Source organism: Streptomyces sp. NPDC102451, assembly GCF_044765485.1.
Lineage (GTDB): Bacteria > Actinomycetota > Actinomycetes > Streptomycetales > Streptomycetaceae > Streptomyces.
Genome location: NZ_JBIWKD010000015.1, coordinates 19,891 through 36,833 on the forward strand (window position 1 = coordinate 19,891; position 16,943 = coordinate 36,833).

Annotated in this window: 14 protein-coding genes; 10 read left to right on the forward strand and 4 right to left on the reverse strand. The window is 72.8% G+C overall.

Annotation, left to right across the window (positions count from 1 at the left end):
• Positions 1–38: 38 nt before the first annotated feature.
• The 4 genes from ACIRD8_RS27775 to ACIRD8_RS27790 all read right to left on the reverse strand — a co-directional run bounded on the left by ACIRD8_RS27775 (position 39) and on the right by ACIRD8_RS27790 (position 5,456).
• Positions 39–1,085: an aldo/keto reductase gene (locus ACIRD8_RS27775; protein ID WP_403997127.1), complete on the reverse strand. Its 1,047-nt coding sequence runs from the start codon at positions 1,083–1,085 to the stop codon at positions 39–41.
• Positions 1,086–1,185: 100 nt separating this feature from the next.
• A complete protein-coding gene (locus tag ACIRD8_RS27780) occupies positions 1,186–2,256 on the reverse strand; it encodes an LLM class flavin-dependent oxidoreductase (RefSeq protein ID WP_403997130.1) in 1,071 nt (356 codons plus the stop codon).
• Between the two features lie 493 nt (positions 2,257–2,749).
• A complete protein-coding gene (locus ACIRD8_RS27785; RefSeq protein WP_403997133.1) occupies positions 2,750–4,582 on the reverse strand; it encodes an ABC transporter ATP-binding protein in 1,833 nt (610 codons plus the stop codon).
• A gap of 412 nt (positions 4,583–4,994) precedes the next feature.
• Positions 4,995–5,456: a DUF5709 domain-containing protein gene (locus ACIRD8_RS27790; RefSeq protein ID WP_403997136.1), complete on the reverse strand. Its 462-nt coding sequence runs from the start codon at positions 5,454–5,456 to the stop codon at positions 4,995–4,997.
• Positions 5,457–5,667: 211 nt separating this feature from the next.
• On the opposite strand from ACIRD8_RS27790, the gene ACIRD8_RS27795 reads away from it, so the two are divergent.
• From ACIRD8_RS27795 to ACIRD8_RS27840, 10 genes are read left to right on the forward strand one after another with little or no spacing between them, the layout of a single operon-like run.
• Positions 5,668–6,924 (forward strand): ATP-grasp domain-containing protein, encoded by a 1,257-nt coding sequence (locus ACIRD8_RS27795; protein WP_403997139.1) that lies wholly within the window; start codon positions 5,668–5,670, stop codon positions 6,922–6,924.
• Positions 6,921–7,763 (forward strand): Rossmann-like domain-containing protein, encoded by an 843-nt coding sequence (locus ACIRD8_RS27800; protein WP_403997141.1) that lies wholly within the window; start codon positions 6,921–6,923, stop codon positions 7,761–7,763. The genes ACIRD8_RS27795 and ACIRD8_RS27800 overlap by 4 nt, the downstream gene beginning before the upstream one ends.
• Positions 7,760–8,845, forward strand: a complete 1,086-nt coding sequence (locus tag ACIRD8_RS27805; RefSeq protein ID WP_403997144.1) for a PLP-dependent cysteine synthase family protein — start codon at positions 7,760–7,762, stop codon at positions 8,843–8,845. The genes ACIRD8_RS27800 and ACIRD8_RS27805 overlap by 4 nt, the downstream gene beginning before the upstream one ends.
• A complete protein-coding gene (locus tag ACIRD8_RS27810) occupies positions 8,842–9,909 on the forward strand; it encodes an enolase C-terminal domain-like protein (protein WP_403997147.1) in 1,068 nt (355 codons plus the stop codon). Before ACIRD8_RS27805 ends, ACIRD8_RS27810 begins: the two co-directional genes overlap by 4 nt.
• Positions 9,906–11,174, forward strand: a complete 1,269-nt coding sequence (locus ACIRD8_RS27815) for an MFS transporter (RefSeq protein WP_403997150.1) — start codon at positions 9,906–9,908, stop codon at positions 11,172–11,174. The genes ACIRD8_RS27810 and ACIRD8_RS27815 overlap by 4 nt, the downstream gene beginning before the upstream one ends.
• Positions 11,171–12,010 (forward strand): class I SAM-dependent DNA methyltransferase, encoded by an 840-nt coding sequence (locus ACIRD8_RS27820; protein WP_403997153.1) that lies wholly within the window; start codon positions 11,171–11,173, stop codon positions 12,008–12,010. The genes ACIRD8_RS27815 and ACIRD8_RS27820 overlap by 4 nt, the downstream gene beginning before the upstream one ends.
• On the forward strand, positions 12,007–13,602 hold the full coding sequence (locus ACIRD8_RS27825; protein WP_403997156.1) for an ABC transporter substrate-binding protein: 1,596 nt from the start codon (positions 12,007–12,009) through the stop codon (positions 13,600–13,602). Before ACIRD8_RS27820 ends, ACIRD8_RS27825 begins: the two co-directional genes overlap by 4 nt.
• Positions 13,599–14,552, forward strand: coding sequence for an ABC transporter permease (locus ACIRD8_RS27830; RefSeq protein ID WP_403997159.1), 954 nt, complete (start codon positions 13,599–13,601; stop codon positions 14,550–14,552). The genes ACIRD8_RS27825 and ACIRD8_RS27830 overlap by 4 nt, the downstream gene beginning before the upstream one ends.
• The gene (locus tag ACIRD8_RS27835; protein ID WP_403997161.1) at positions 14,549–15,358 is read left to right on the forward strand and encodes an ABC transporter permease; all 810 of its coding nucleotides are present in this window, start codon (positions 14,549–14,551) and stop codon (positions 15,356–15,358) included. The genes ACIRD8_RS27830 and ACIRD8_RS27835 overlap by 4 nt, the downstream gene beginning before the upstream one ends.
• Positions 15,359–15,378: 20 nt before the next feature.
• Complete coding sequence (locus ACIRD8_RS27840) at positions 15,379–16,926, forward strand: ABC transporter ATP-binding protein (protein ID WP_403997164.1); 1,548 nt, start codon at positions 15,379–15,381, stop codon at positions 16,924–16,926.
• Positions 16,927–16,943: the final 17 nt, after the last annotated feature.

Consider the following 16,943-nt stretch of genomic DNA (forward strand, 5'->3'; position numbering starts at 1 on the left):
GCCGCGCCGCGCGGTCCGACACGCCCCCGCAACCCTGGTCAGCTGCCGGACGCCCCGCGGCGACGTGTGGACGCGTCGGTCAGCGACGGGGGCTGGTAGCCCTTGTCGGCCGGGCTGATCGTGACTCCCGGGGCCACGATCTCGTCGATCCGGTCCAGCACGTCCCGCGTCAGGCGTACGTCCGCGGCGCCGAGCTGGCTCGCCAGGTGCTCCTGGGTACGCGGACCGATGATCACCGTGGACACGGCCGGGTGCTCCAGGACGAACGCCAGCGCCAGGTGGATCAGGGACAGGCCCGCCTCGTCCGCGAGCTCCCCGAGCTGCTCCGCCGCCTCACGCTTGCGCCGGTTCGCGTCGAGCGCGGGGTCGTGGCGGTGCGGCTGGCGTTCCAGCCGGGTGGACCCGGCGTGCCCCGGGTCCCCCTTGCGGTACCGGCCGGACAGCCAGCCGCCGGCCAGCGGACTCCAGGGCAGCACGCCCAGCCCGTACCGCTCGGCGACGGGGAGTACGGCTCGTTCGGCAGCCCGGGCCAGCAGGGAGTACGGGGGCTGCTCGGTGACGGGGCGCTGCAGACGGAGGCGTTCGGCGGCCCACTGCCCCTCGACGAGCTGGTGGGGTTCGAAGGTGGTCGTGCCGAAGTAGCGGATCTTCCCCTGGTGCACGAGGTCGTCGAGGGCGCCGAGTGTCTCCTCGAAGTCGGTGGAGGGGTCGGGCCGGTGGACCTGGTAGAGGTCGATGTGGTCGGTGCCGAGGCGCCGCAGGCTGTTCTCGACGGCCTGGAGGATCCAGCGGCGCGAGTTGCCCTGGTGGTGGGGGTTGTCGTCCACCTGGCCGTGGAACTTGGTCGCCAGGAACACGTCGTCGCGGCGGCCGTCGGCGAGGGCCTTGCCGACGATCTCCTCGTTCTCGCCCCGCGAGTAGACGTCCGCGGTGTCGATGACGTTGATACCCGAGTCCAGGGCCTGGTGAATGATCTTGACGGCGTCGTCGTGGTCACGGTTGGCCCAGGCGCCGAAGTTCATGGCGCCGAGTGTCAGCGGGCTGACCTTCACACCCGTACGGCCGAGGGACCGGTAGGTCGTCATGGTGGTGCTCCCTTTCAGGGCGGGGACGCGGACGGAGAAGCCGTACGGACACGGGTACCGGCGCGCATGGGAACGGTGGGACAGGGGTGGTCGCGGGCCGTCAGGCGGATGGTTCGCGCAGCAGGGGGAGCAGCTGGTCGCCGACGCGGCCGATCTCCTGCTTGTAGGGGGTGTCGGAGAGGACGAAGTGGGTGATGCCGAGCTTGCGGTAGTTCTCCAGGGCCGTGGCGACATCGCCGGGGGAGCCGACCAGCCAGGTGGTCGCCGCCCCGCCGGCCCCGAGTGTGCCCGGAGTGGTGTAGAGGCAGGTGTCGAGCACCTCGCCGCGCGCCGCGAGGGCGAAGAGCCGTTGCTGCCCCACCGCCGTCCGGCGGTTGGCCGCCCAGGTGGCCCCGTCGGCGGTCGCCATCGCGGCGACCTTCTCCTCCGCGGCCTGCCACGCCTCCTCTGTGGTGTCCCGCACCAGCGTGGTGATCCGCAGTCCGAACTCCAGCGGCTTGTGCCGGCGGCCCACCTCTTCGCTCAGCGTCTTGAGCCGGTCGATGCGTTCGGCCACCCCGTCGAGCGGCTCGCCCCAGAAGAGCTGGACGTCCGCCTCGGCGGCCGCGACCCGTTCGGCGGCCGGCGAGGCGCCCCCGAAGTAGAGCGTGGGATGCGCCCTCCCCTCGGTCGCGTACGGGCGTGGGGCGACCGTGGAGCCGGTGACCTGGAAGTACTCCCCGCTGAACGTGACGTCCTCCTCGGTCCACAGGCGCCGCAGGAGGTGCAGGAACTCCTGCGTACGGGCGTACCGTTGGGCCGGATCGACATTCGTGTCACCGTACGCGTCCAGATTGTCCAGCCCGCTGACGATGTTGAACAGGACTCGTCCACGGCTGAGTTGGTCGAGCGTGGCTGCCGCGCTCGCGAGGTGGGCGGGCTGCCAGTATCCGGGACGGACCGCGATGAGGGGCTCGAACGTCGTGGTGCGCGCGGCCAGTGCCGTGGCCACGGTGAAGGTGTCGGGGCGCCCCCAGCCGGTGCCCAGGAGGGCGCCGCTCCAGCCGTGCGCCTCCGCCGTGCGGGCGAGATCGGTCGAGTACTCGATGGACCCCCAGCCGGTCGTGGTGTCGTCGCCCCGGTGGCCCGGTTCGACGGTGTTGGGGATGTACCAGAGGAACTTCGGACTCATCGTTTCTTCCGATCACTGACAGGCCCGCGCGCCGGAGCTCGGCAGGCCGGGACGAAGGTGGGAAGGGCGTCGGCCGGTCCTTGCCGACGGCCTCGGTCTCGGCACGGACCGGCCGGACGCGGCCGCACCGTGCCGGTCGGGCCTCGGAACATGACGTACGGGCGTCGCCGCTGTCCGGGCCGGACGGCAAACCGCCGCGTCCGACGGGCACATGAGGGCGTAGCCGGATCAGGTGCGGGTGAACGGGCGCTGCGTGGAGAGGGGTGGAGTGAAGATCAACACCCGGCGCTTGACGCGCGGACGAGGCGGGGACAGCGCTCGCTGGGAAGGGGCTGGACCTCGTGCATGTGATCGAGTCTCAAGCTGATCGTTCGGAATGTCAATGATCCGCAATGTCGATGAGACGTCTCCCACCGCGCACGGGGTGCCGGGAGACCCCGTGCTCGTGCCCGGTGAGGTCCCCCGACGCGCGTGGCGTCGAGGGACCGCACCTTCACCGCACCTGCTCTGCCGCGGCGGCGGGCGCGCCGTTGGCGGTGTCGACGAGGAAGCCGCCCGACTGGTGGTGCCAGAGCTTGGCGTAGGCCCCGTCGGTGAGCAGGAGCTCGTGGTGCGTGCCCTGCTCGACGATGCGGCCGTGGTCCAGCACGATGAGGTGGTCCATGGCCGCGACCGTGCTCAGACGGTGCGCGACGACCAGCGCGGTCCGGCCCTCCATCAGCTGCCACAGGGCCTGCTGGACGAGCGTCTCGCTCTCGGAGTCCAGCGCGCTGGTCGCCTCGTCCAGCAGCAGGATCGGCGCGTCGCGCAGGATCGCCCGCGCCAGGGCCACCCGTTGGCGCTGCCCGCCGGAGAGTTTGACGCCGCGTTCCCCGACCATCGTGTCGAAGCCCGCCGGGAGCTGGTCGGCGAACTCGGTGACGTGCGCCGCGTCGGCGGCGGCCCGGACCTCGGCGTCCGTGGCGTCCGGGCGGGCGAACTGGATGTTCTCGCGCAGGGTGCGGTGGAACATGGCCGGCTCCTGCGGGACGTACGCGATGAGGCTCCGCAGGTCGGACTGGCGCAGCCTGCTGATGTCCTGACCGCCGATCAGGATGCGCCCGGAGCGGACATCGGCCATCCGGAGCAGCAGCCGGGTCAGCGTGGTCTTCCCGCCGCCGGACCGCCCGACGAGGCCGATCCTCGCCCCGCTCGGCACGTCCAGTTCGAGGCCCTCGAAGATCGGGTCGCCCCCGTCGTGGGCGAAGGTGACGTTCTCGAAGCGGACGTCGGCGGCCTTCGGGGCCAGCGGTTCGGGTGTCGCCGGGTCGAGCACGGTGGGGGAGGCGAGGAGCAGTTCGGTGAACTGCGCGGCCTCCGTCATCGAGCTCTCGAGGCGACGGTAGATCTGATTGAACTCGAACATGATGCGGGTCGAACCGGTGTAGTAGGTGAAGGCGACCACGATCGCCTCCACGCTGCCGGTACCGGCGCCGATGCCGACGGCGAGGAGCAGACCCAGCCCGTTGGTGAGCACGGACAGCGGCGCGACCAGGGTGTCGATACGGAGGTTGCCGTAGTCCCACGAACGCAGCGTCAGCCGCCGGGACTCCGCGACCCGTGACCGGTGTTCGGCGGCCTCGCGCTCCTCGGCCGCGAACGCGCGCACGGTGTCCATGTTCATCAGCGCGTCGGAGACATGGCCCGAGACCCGGGCGATCGCCTCCTCACGCCGGTTGACCAGCTTCTGCCGGCGGCGGATGAGAGGCGCGGCGCACACGGCGGTCAGCGTGATCATCGTCAGCAGGCCGGCCACCAGCAGGGGGCCGTAGCTCCAGAGGATCACCGTGCCGAACAGCAGCGGGGCGAGGCTGCCGACGACGTTGAACGTGAGGGTGTCGACGAACTCCTCGAAGCGGGAGGCGAAACTCAGCACCCTCTTGGTCAGTGATCCCGCGAAGTTGTCCTGGAAGAACGAGGCGTCCTTGGCGAACAGTTCGTCCATGCCGGTGACGTAGAGGTGCTCGATGCCGCGTGCGTCGACGCGGTTGAGGCAGTGCAGCCCCGCACGCCACATGGCTTCCGCCAGGAGCAGCACTCCCGCGAACACGCCGACGTAGGGGAGCGCCTCACGGATGCCTATGGTCCCGTCCTCGGCGATCCGGCCGACCAGTTTGGCGACGACCAGGGGCGCGATGTAGGTGATACCGATGTTGCCGAGGGCCGGGAGCGCGAGCGCGGGCACGGAAAGTGCGCGCTGGCGGGACAGCTCCCGAAGATAGTGGCGGAGGGCGAGCCCGACCGGGCCCTTGCCCGTTCCGGTGCCGTGAGACTGCTGCGATCCCATGCCGACCTCGTGTCGTTACGCGGGCAGTTGCGCCCGGATCCGCCGTGGTGCGGGGACCGCGCCACGAAGGGCGCAGCACCGTACGGGGGCAGCCGTTGCCCGCCGCGCGTCCGTGGCTGGAGATCCGGGAGAGAGGAGTCTCCCGTGGCCGGGCGCTCGGCGTCCAAGAGTTTTAGGGGGTACGGACGGTTCGGAGGCGGGTTTCGGCCTGCTCAAGGGGGGGTTCCACGAGCCGGGACCGCGCAGCCCGGAGTGAGGGCCGGATCACAGGGAGTGAGTCGTGCGGGCGGAGAGTAGGGGGGTGCCGGAGCGCTGGGCCCGGCGCGACGGCCCGCCGCACGGGGGCTCGGGCGCGCTGTCCACGTATGGCCGGTTTCCGCCCTCCCTCCGGCCATCGGGGCCGTACGGGCTCCTATCCGAAGAAATCCTGCTCCTCCGGGATCAGATGCATCGCCGCTTCCTCGGCGGACGCCGCCGCACCGTCGATGCCGACGTCCTGCGCGGTGAGGGTGGACGGCACGTGCCCGTCACCCTCCTGTGTGAGCCTGCCTGCGCGGTCCGTCCCCACCTCGGTGTCGTAGAGCTCCCCGTCGCCGTCCGCCAGATCTCCCGGGCCGTCCGGGGTGGGATCGGTGTTCTCGGGAACCTCCCTGGTCAAGCGGCTGTCGAGGGTTTCGCCCGTGTGCTGTTCCGAAGCGGTGGTGCCCTTGTCGTCGACCGCCCAGGGCCGGTCCGGCGGGGAGTAGCCCTCGTCCAGGACGTCGTCGATCGCGGACGTGTCCAGGGTGTCCTCGAGATCCAGCAGGTCATCGGGGTCGGAGGCCTCCGGCTCCTGCGGCTGGTAGACGTCGTCCCCCCGGTCGCTGTCGGTCATGGCGTGCCCCTTCCTCCGGGTCCCCCTGTATGCAATTCCACTCCGGTCCGGCGAGTGACGCAACGGAAGCCGTTTCCCGGCATCAGTGACGCTGTTTCAGATGACAATGAAAACGATTGTCGATAACGTGTGTGCGGTCGGGCCGGAAGCCTCCGTACGGGGCCGATTCCTGCCTGCCCGCAATCCCGACGGCACGGTGAAAGGGGAGCTCGTGGCTCATCTGTTGGTGGTCGAGAGCTGGGTCGGATCGATGAGCAGACTGCTGCCACGAGCCCTGGGGGAGGCGGGGCACGACTTCACGTTCCTCACCCGCGACCTGCACCACTACCTCCGGGCGGCACCGGAGGGGGCGGGCCATCCACTGCTCACCGCCCGTAATGTCGTCACGGCGCCCACCAATGACGTCGACACGCTGCTTCCGCAGGTCGAGCGGCTGCACGGCGCTCTGCGCTTCGACGGAGTGGTCACCTCCTGTGACTACTACCTGCCGGCCGCCGCCCGGATCGCCGCGCTGCTGGGACTGGCGGGCCCCTCGGCCGAAGCCATGGAGAACGCCTGCCGCAAGGACGCCACCCGACGTGTCCTGGCCGCCGCCGGTGTCCCCGGCCCCCGCTTCGCGGTGTGCGCGGACGGGGTGGAGGCCGTCGCGGCCGCCCGGGGCATCGGCTATCCGCTGGTGGTCAAGCCGGTGGACCTCTGCGCGGGCATGTTCGTACGCCGGGCCGACGACGCGGAGCAACTGGCCACGGCCTGCGAGGCGCTGGCCGGCTTCCCGCACAACGCCCGGGGACAGCGGCGCGCGCCCCACATCCTGCTGGAGGAGTTCCTCGACGGTCCCGAGGTGAGCGTCGAGACCGTGACCTGCCGGGGCGTCGCACACGTCGTCGGCGTGACGGACAAGAGCGTCGGAGGAGCCCCGGCTTTCGTCGAGACAGGCCATATGTTCCCGGCCGCCCTGACCCCGGACGACCTCGCCGCCGCCACCGGCACCGCGGTGAGAGCGGGGGCGGCGCTGGGGCTCGACGACGTCGTGGCGCACACCGAGATCAAACTGACGGCCGACGGCCCCCGGGTCGTGGAGGTCAACCCCCGCCCGGCGGGCAACCGCATCACCGAGCTCGTACGCCATGTCACCGGGATCGACCTCGCCGCCGCCTGTGTCGACGTGGCGCTCGGCCGGGAACCCGACCTCCGGCGCCGCGACACCGGACTGCGCAGCGCGGCCATCGGATTCCTCGTACCCGGCACCACGGGCACCCTCGCGTCCGTGGAGGGCGCCGAAGGGGTGCGGGGCGCCGAAGGCGTCCTGGAGGTCCAGGTCGCCGAGGCGGGCCGTACGGTCCAGGCGGCAGACAGCAACAACGCGTACCTCGGGCACATCATGGCGGGCGACACCACCGGGCTCGGCGCCCGGGTCCGCGTCGAGGCCCTGCTCGCGGACGTACGCCCCCTGCTGGTGCGCTCATGACGACGGCCTTGCGCGCCCTCGCCGCCCCGTGTCTCGACACCCTCCTCGACCAGGCCCGCGCCGGTGAACTCGGTCCGGATCCGTCGGCCCGACGTATCGCCGTGGCCTTCACGACGTCCCAGGCCGTACGGCACGACGGCAGGCGCGGCGGATACCGCAACGAGGTGCTGAGCCTCCGCCTCGGCCGGGCCGTCGGCTCGTGCGCCGTCGAACCGGGCGCGCTTCCCGCCGGGGCCGTCGAGAGCTGCGCAGGCGCGGATGTGGCCGCACTCCTCGGACACCCGCTGCTGCCGGTCCGCGTCGCCGCGCTGGACGCCTACCTGATGGACGTCACACCGCACACCCCGTCCCACGGCGCGCAGCCGGTGACCGTCCCCGCCGGGAGTTCGCTGGAGCGCTCACGGGCACGGGCCGCCGCCGTGATCGACCTGCTGGACGTGGAGCCCGGATCCACCGTCCTGGTCGTCGGCGTCGTCAACTCCCTTCTGGCCGAGCTGCGTTCGCGCGGTCTCGCCTGGATTCCCTGCGATCTCAAGGGCGGCACCACCGAGTGGGGCGAGCCGATCAGCACCGACGCGCTCGCCGAAATCGGCCGCTGCGACGCGGTGCTGGCCTCCGGCATGACGCTCGGCAACGGCACCTTCGACCCGCTGCGCCGGAGCGCCCAGGAGCACGGAAAGCCCCTGGTCATGTTCGCCCAGACCGGGAGCGCGGTCCTGCCCCGCTTCCTGGGCGCCGGAGTGGCCGCGGTGTGCGCGGAGCCGTATCCCTTCTTCTGGCTCGACGGCGGCCCCGGCACCGTCCACCGCTACCGCGCGGACGACGGAGGCACCCCGTGACCACGACATCCCTGCCCGCCCTCGCCCCCAACCGCGAGCTCCTCGCCCTCCTCGGCCGCACCCCGCTGGCCAGGATCACCACCGGACTGCCCCTGCCCCACCCCGGCTTCTGGGCCAAGCTCGAAGGCCAGGCCGTCAGCGGCATGAAGGCGCGGGCCGCCGTCTCCATGCTCCTGGGCGCCGAGGAACGCGGCGAACTGCTCCCCGGCGCACCGGTCGTGGAGTCGACCTCCGGCACGCTCGGCATAGGACTCGCCTTCGCCGGCCAGGCCCTCGGGCATCCCGTCGTGCTCGTCGGCGACAGCGAACTGGAGCCGTCGATGCGCCAGTTGCTCCGCTCGTACGGCGCGCGCCTCGAACTCGTGGACCGTCCCGCCGCGCACGGCGGCTGGCAGGGCGCCCGCCTGGAGAGGCTGCACGACCTGCTCGCCCGGCTGCCCGGAGCGTACTGGCCCGACCAGTACAACAACCCCGACAACACAGCGGGTTACGCCTCCCTCGCCGCCGAACTGGCCACCCAGCTCGACCACCTCGACATCCTCGTCTGCAGCGTCGGCACCGGGGGACACAGCGCCGGGATCGCCGGACCGCTGCGCAGACACTGGCCCGCCCTGCGCCTCGTCGCCGTCGACTCCACCGGGTCCACCATCTTCGGACAGGCCGCCGCACCCCGCCTGATGCGCGGTCTCGGCAGCAGCATCCATCCGCGCAACGTCGCCTACGACGCCTTCGACGAGGTCCACTGGATCGGTCCCGCCGAGGCCGCGGATTCCTGCCGGCGCCTCGCCCGGGGCAACTTCGTCAGCGGCGGCTGGAGCACCGGAGCCGTCGCCCGCGTCGCCGCCTGGGCCGCCCGCACCCACCCCGGGGCCGCCGTCGCCACCGTCTTCCCCGACGGGCCCCACCGCTACCTCGGCACCGTCTACGACGACGACTTCATGACCGCCCACCACCTGGACCCGGACCACGCGGCCGGACGCCCCGTCGACGTCCCGCACCCACGAACTCCGCACCCCGGCGGCTGGGCCCGATGTACCACCGTCACCGACCCCCTGGCCGAACGCCTGGAGAGGCAGCCGTGAAGCTCACCCAGCACACCGTGCGACTCGTCCTCGCCGAGCCGCTGCGCATCTCACGGTCGACCATGGCCGCCCGCGACGCCGTCCGCCTCACCATCGAACACGAAGGGCTCAGCGGTCACGGAGAGGCCGTCACCAGCGTCTTCTACGGCCTCGACACACCGACCCTGCAACGCCTCGCCGCCCGGACCGGCGAGCGGCTCACCCGCTTCGCCGGACCGGAGACCGCGCTGCACGCCCTGCGCGTCGGTGAACTCACCGCGCCCGACACCCCGGCCGCCGTCACCGCCGCCACCGAGGCCGCGCTCCTCGACCTGGTCGGCAAGCGCACCGCCACCGCCGTCCACTGCTTCCTCGGGTCCCCCGTGGCGCCGAGGGCCGCCACTGCCCGGACGATCTCCCTCGTCTCCCCGGGGCACGCGGCCGTCCAGGCCCGCCGGCTCGCCGACGCCGGGTTCTCCGTCATCAAGATCAAGGCCGGTGACCCCGACCAGGAAGCCGATCTGGACCGGGTGCGCGCCGTCCGCGCCGCCGCCCCGGCGGCCCGGCTCCTCCTCGACCCCAACGGGGCCTGGTCGGCCGCACAGGCCCGGGAGCTCCTGCCCCGGTTCGCCGACCTCGGCATCGAGGCCGTGGAACAGCCCCTTACCCCCGGCAACCCGGAGGCCCTCGCGCGGCTCGCCGCCCGCTCACCCGTACCCGTCATCGCGGACGAGGACGCCGTCACCTACGAGGACGCGCGGCGGCTCGCCGGACGCGTCCACGGGATCAACGTCAAACTCGCCAAATGCGGCGGAGTCCACGCCGCTCTCCGTATCGCCGCCCTGATCGAGGGCAGTGGCACGGACCTGATGCTCGGCTGCCTGACCGCCAGTACCCTCGGCATCGCCCCCGCCGTCCACATCGCCGACCGCGCCCGCTGGACCGACCTGGACGGGCACCTCCTGCTCGCCCACGACCCCTGGACCGGAATCGGCGGCGAGGACGGCTTCGTCTCGGCCGCCGCGCTGCCCGGGCTCGGCGTACGGCCCCGCACCGAAGCCGGGATCCGGAGGGCGGCCTCATGAGGACCTGGCACGAGATCCGCGGATTCCCGCTCGCCATCCGCCTGCTGCTGGTCAACCAGCTCGGCGTCAACACGGGCTTCTACCTCCTCATCCCCTACCTCGCCACCCACCTCGGCGACAACCTGGGCATGTCGGCGGCCGTCGTCGGCATCGTCCTCGGCGTACGCAACCTCAGCCAGCAGGGCCTCTTCCTCATCGGCGGGTCCGCGGCCGACCGGCTCGGCGCACGCGGCGTCATCATCGCCGGCTGCGCGATACGCACCGTCGGCTTCGCCCTCTTCGCCCTCGGCGACGGACTGCCCGTCCTGCTCGCCGCCTCCGTGCTCAGCGGAGTGGCCGGCGCCCTGTTCAACCCAGCCGTCCGCACCTACCTCGCCCAGGAAGCCGGGGAGCGCAGGGCCGAGGCGTTCGCCCTGTTCAACGTCTTCGCGACGACCGGCGCCCTGGTCGGGCCGCTCCTCGGCAGCGCCCTGCTGCTCGTCGACTTCCGGGCGTCCGCGCTCACCGCCGCCGGGATCTTCGCCCTGCTCACCGTCGCCCAGGCCCTGGTGCTCCCCGCACGGGACGTGCCACCGGCCACCGGAAGCGTCACCTCCGACTGGCGCGAAGCCGTCGGCAACCGCGCCTTCCTCGCCTTCGCCCTGGCCATGGTCGGCATGTTCACCCTGGAGAACCAGCTCTATCTGCTGCTCCCCGCGGGCGCCCGGCAGGCCACCGGCTGGGACGGAGCCGCCGGACTCGTCTTCCTGGTGGGCACGGTCGCGGGCATCGCCTTCCAGTTGCGCATCACCCGCGCGCTCAAGGGCCGGGGGACCAGGGGGCGATGGATCGCCGCGGGCATGGTGCTGATGGGGCTCGCCTTCGTACCGCCGATGCTCGTCGCCGGTACGGACACGCCCCCGCACGGCGCCCTGGACGCCATCCTGCGCTCCCTGCCCGTCCTGCTCGGAGCCCTCCTGCTGCATCTGGGCGTCATGACCGCGCAACCCTTCGTCATGGAGCTGATCCCCGCCTTCGGACGGCAGACCCTGACCGGTACGTACTTCGGGATCTTCTACGCGGTCTCGGGCATCGCCGCCGCCGTCGGCAACGCGGCCGTCGGCTGGGCCATGGACGTCGCCGGGCGGGGCGGGGACGCGGCCGCGCTGCTCCCCTGGGCCTGCTGCCTGGCGGCCGGACTTGCCTCCGCAGCCGGGGCGACCTGGCTGCACCGCAACGGCACCCTGCCCCGGACACGGCCCGCCCCGGTGGCGGTGGCGGCATGACGGGCCGTACGGGAAACCTGCTCACCGACCGCCCCGAGCTGTACGAGGCACGGTTCCCCGACCCCGAACGCCTCGCCGGGCGGTGGGCCGAGGACCTCCTGCGACGGTACGGCGCCGGGCCCGCCGTCCTGGACCTCGGCTGCGGGACCGGCCGGGACGCCGCCGCCCTCCATGCCGCCGGACGACACGTCACGGGTGCCGACCTCTCCGGCACCATGCTCGCCCACGCCCGCGCCCACCACCCGGGCCCCGCGTACGTACAGGCCGATCTCAGCCGGTTCGATTTCGGACAGCGCGTCTTCGACGCCGTGGTGTGCCTGGACAGTTCGCTGCTGTACTGCCACACCAACGAGCAGCTCGACGGATTCCTGGCCTCCTGCCGGCGCACCCTGGTGCCCGGCGGCCTGCTGGTCGCGGAGATGCGCAACGGCGCGTACTTCCTCGGCCGGGACGCCCCACCCACCGCGCCCGCCGTCTCCCGCTTCACCTGGCACGGCACGACCTACCGCTCGACCACCGCACTGCGCGTCGACCGCGCCGCCCAGCTGCTGCGGCGTACCCGCGGCTGGACCGCCGACGACGGCAGCCCGCCCGTCGAGGAGCACTCCGCGTGGCGGCTGCTCCTGCCCCAGGAACTGCGCCACTTCCTCACCGTGCACGGCTTCGAGGTCCTCGCCCTGTACGACGGCCCCGGGCCCCGCACCGAACCGCCCTGGCGACCCGGTGACGAACACGGTGACGCCGCCGACGGCGACCGGCTCCACCTCGTCGCGAGGGCACCGGCCGTCACCACCCCCGCCCCTTCCGTACATCCAGCAACAGGAGAGCAGCCATGACCGCACCGGCCGACAGACACGAACGCTTCCCCGGCCTGCACAGGCGCGGCTTCCTCGCCGCGGCCGGGGGAGCGGCCGGACTCGGCGCCCTCACCCTCGCCGGCTGCTCCGGGTCGCCCGCCACCGAGGCCGCATCCGGCAAGGGGGACGGCACCCCTCGGCGCGGCGGACGGCTGCGCGCCGCCTTCGCCGGGGGCGGCGCGAGCGAGACTCTCGACCCCCACCTGGGCAACCTCTTCGCCGACGCCGCCCGGAGCAAGGCGCTCTTCGACAAGCTCGCCGACTACGGCGCCGACCTCGCCGCGGTGCCACGCCTGGCCGAGAAGTGGGAGCCGAACGCCGGCCTCGACCGCTGGACCGTCACCCTGCGGCAGGCGGAGTTCCACGACGGCAACCCGGTCACCGCCGCCGACGTCCTGTACAGCTACCGCCGCATCGCGGACCCCGCGAAGGCGTACCGCGCCCGTGCCTCCCTGGAACCCATCGACCTGAAGGCCAGCCGTGCCACGGGGGAGCGGACCGTCGAGTTCGTCCTCAAGCGGCCCACGGCCGAATTCCCCAACGTCATAGCCGCGTTCGGCACGTACATCGTCCAGGACGGCGCCACCGCGTTCGACCGCGACCCGGTCGGCTCCGGTCCCTTCCGGTTCGTCTCCTTCACCCCCGGGCGCTCCACCGTCCTGCGGCGCAACGACACCCACTGGGACGGCGCCCCGCACCTCGACGAGCTCGAATTCGTCGTCGCCAACGAGGAGTCCGCCCGCATCAACGCCCTCCTCGGCGGCCAGATCGAGTACGCCCACGAGCTCAACCCCGCCACCGGGCGCGCCCACGAGAAGGCGGGCGGCATCGAGATCGTCCGGCTGCGGAACAGCGCCATGCAGGCCTTCGCCATGAAGACCGACCGCCCGCCCTTCGACGACCCCCGGGTCCGCGAGGCGTTCTTCCTCATCGCCGACCGCCAGGAACTGGTGGACGGTGCCCTGTCCGGCGCGGGCGAGCAGGGCAACGACCTCTTCGGCAAGGGGTACGAGTACTACGCCGACGAACTCCCGCAGCGCACACAGGACATCGGCCGCGCCCGCAGCCTCCTCAAGCAGGCGGGCGCCCAGGACCTGAAGGTCACCCTCGACACCTCCTCCGTCGCCGCCGGCTTCACCGAGGCCGCCGGGATCTTCCGGGACCAGGCGGCGCGCGCCGGAGTCACCGTCGACGTACGGATGGGCAGCAAGGACTCGTACTGGAAGGACATCCTCGACTCGGGCACCCTGTGCTGCTACCGGTCCGGGGCCATGCCCATCGAGTCCCACATCTCCCAGCGGCTGCTCACCGACTCCACCACCAACGCCACCAAGTGGCAGGACAAGAGCTTCGACGCGCTCTACCGGCAGGCCCAGTCCACCAAGGACAGGACCGCCCGCGCCGCCCTCTACGGACGGATGCAGCGACAGCTGTACACCGAAGGGGGCTTCCTCGTCTGGGGATTCGGAGACTGGATCCTCGGCACCGCGCGCAACCTGCGCGGTGTCGCCCGCGAAGCACCCGCCAACACCCTGGACTGGGCGCGCTTCGACAAGGTCTGGCTGGCGTGAACGGACTGCGCTCCTGGATCGCCCGGCGGCTGCTCCTCGGCGTCGTGCAGACCGCGGCCGTCGTCCTGCTGGTCTTCGCGCTCACCGAGGCGCTGCCGGGCGACGCCGCGGTCGCCTTCGCCGGGGACCAGCCCGACCCGCAGCGCATCGCGGCCGTCCGCGAGGCGATGGGCCTCGACCGGCCCGCCCACGAGCGCCTGGCCGCATGGGTGCTGGGCCTGCTCCACGGCGACTTCGGCACCTCCCTCACCTCCGGACGGCCCGTGGCCGGATTCCTCGCGGACGGCTTCGGCCCCACCCTGCTCCTCGCCGCCGTCACGGTCCTGCTCCTGGTCCCTGTGGGGGTGGGCCTCGGCGTCCTGGCCGCCCGCCACGAAGGGCGGTTCACCGACCGGCTCATCAGCTCCGCCACCCTCGGCGTCTACGCGGTGCCCGAATTCGCCCTCGGAGTGCTGCTGGTGAGCGTCTTCGCCCTGCGGCTCGGCTGGTTCCCCCCGACCGCCGTCGGCTACGGGACAGGACTGCTCGCCCACCCCGCCGTGCTCGTCCTGCCCGTCCTGGTCCTGCTCGCCCGGCCCGTCTGCTCGCTGGCCCGGCTGGTCAGGGCGGGCATGATCGAGGCGCTCGCCGCCCCGTACACCGCCCACGCCGAGCGGTACGGGATCCCCGGCGCCCGCGTCCGCTACGCGCACGCCCTGCCCAACGCCCTCGCCCCCGCCACCCAGCAGCTCGCCCGGACCATCGACTGGCTGCTGTGCGGCGTCATCGTCGTGGAGGCCCTCTACGTGATCCCCGGACTCGGCACCGTCCTCATGAACGCGGTGGCCGACCGCGACATCCCCGTCGTCCAGGGGCTCGCGGTGGTCTTCGGCCTCGCCACCGTCGTGCTCAACCTCGGCGCCGACCTCGTCACCCACCGGCTCGCCCCGCGCTCGGGGGTGGCGGCGTGAATCGGCTCCGCAGATACGGGCCCGGGGCCGCCGTCGTCGCGATCCCCCTCGGCCTCGCCCTGGCCGGGCCGTTCCTCGCGGGGGAGCCCTCCGCCCGCGCCGCCTCCTTCACTCTCGGCGGAGGGCACCGGCTCGGCACGGACTTCGTCGGCCGGGACGTCGTGCACCAGGTACTTCTCGGCGGGCGGCCCGTGGTCCTCGTCGCACTGGCCGCCACGGCCCTCGCGTACCTCGTCGCCCTGCCGCTCGGCCTGATCAGCGCGCTCACCCACCGCAGATGGCTGGAGGAGGTGCTGATGCGTCCGCCGGACGTCCTGCTCGCCGTTCCCTCGCTGCTCATGATCCTTCTCGTCGCCGCCGCCTTCCCGCCGGGAGCGGTGGGGCTCGCGCTGCTGGTGGCCTTCGTCTCCATCCCGGACGCCGCCCGTATCGTCCGGGCGGCCGCCGCGGAGGCGGCCTCCCGGCCTGCCGTGGAGGCCCTGCGCATGCAGGGGGAGAGCTGGTGGCGCATCGCCGTCGGATACGTCGGGCGGTGCATCCTGCGCACCCTGGCCGCCGACGCCGGGATCCGCCTCACCGGAGTGCTCTACCTGGTGGCCACCGCCGCCTTCCTGGGCATCGGGGTCGCCCCGGACGCCGCCGACTGGGCCGTGATGGTCGACCGCAACCGCACCGGACTGCTCATCCAGCCCTGGGCCGTCGTCGTGCCCGCCCTGCTCATCGTCGCCCTCACCATGGGCGGCAACCTGCTCGTCGACGCCGCCCTCCAGCACCGCACCCCGCCCCGGAAGGGCCGTCGCCCATGAAGCCGCCCACGCAGCCGCCCATGAACGAGAACCCCCTGCTCGCCTCCCTCACCGGGCTGACCGTCGAGGTCGACGGACGGGCACTCGTGGACCGGGTCTCGCTGCGGATCCGCCCCGGCACCGTCACCGCCCTGGTCGGCGCGTCCGGCAGCGGCAAGACCACGACCGGCCTCGCCCTGCTCGGTGAATACCCCGCAGGCGCGCGCGTGACGGGCGAGGTCACGGTCCACGGCACCCGGATCGGCTACGTCCCCCAGCACCCCGCGGCCGTCCTCAACCCGGCCCGCCGCGCCGTGGCCCTCCTGCACGACATGGCACGGAGACAGGTACGGGACCTGCCCCGCCAGCAGCGCCGTACGGCGGCACGGGAGCGCGTCACCGAAGCGCTCGCCGACGCCCAACTGGCCGATTCCGGCGAGGTGCTGGGCCGCTACCCGCACCAGCTGTCCGGCGGCCAGCAGCAGCGCGTCGTCCTGGCGCAGGCGCTGCTCCTCGGCGCCCGCGTCATCGTCGCAGACGAGCCGACCACCGGGCAGGACGCCCTGACCAAGCGCCGCATCGTCGACCAGCTCGCGGCGGTGGCCGCACGGGGCATCGCCGTACTGCTGCTCAGCCACGACCTCGACGTCGTACGCGAACTGGCCGACGAGGTACTGGTGATGCGCGGCGGCCGGGTGGTCGAGCAGGGCCCGGCCCACCGGATCCTGGACGGCCCCACGCACCCGTGGACCAAGGAGCTCCTCGCCGAACCGAGGACCCTGCTGTACGCCGACCCCGAGCGCACCGGCGAGGAGCTGCTGACGGTCAAAGGGCTCACCGCCCGCCACCGCACGGCCGGCCGCCGCGTCCCCGTGCTGAACGTGGACCGGCTCACGCTCCGCCGCGGCGAATGCCTCGCCGTCGTCGGACGCTCGGGCAGCGGCAAGACCACCCTCGCCCGCTGTCTCGCCGGCCTCCACCGCGATCACACCGGGCAGATCCTGCTCGACGGCACGGCGCTGCCGCGCAGCCTGCGCGACCGCAGCCGCGAGCAGCTCGCCGCCGTGCAGTACGTCTTCCAGGACGCCCGGGCCGCCTTCGACGAACACCGGCCGGTCCTGGACCAGGTGGCCCGCACCGCCGTACGCCTGCGCGGCACCGGTCACCGGGAGGCGACGGCGGAGGCCCGGCGGACGCTGACGGACCTCGGACTGGACGACGCCCTCGTCCGCAGAGTGCCGGGCGGGCTGTCCGGCGGTGAACTCCAGCGCGCGGCCCTGGCCCGGGCCCTCCTCGCGCGGCCCCGGGTGCTGGTCTGCGACGAGATCACCTCGGGCCTGGACCCCGTGACCCGCCGCTCCCTGCTGGACCTGCTCGCCACGCTGATCCGCCGCCCCGGCGGTCCGGCCGTCATGCTGATCACCCACGACCTGGACACGGCGGCACCCGCCAACCGCCTCGCCGTGCTGGACGGGGGTCACGTCGTCGAACAGGGGACCAGGGAACAGATCCTGACCGCGCCCCGGCACCCGTTCACGGCCGCGCTGCTCGATGCCTCACGGAGGTGGGGCGCAACCGTACGTCCCTGACCTGTCGGTCGTACGGA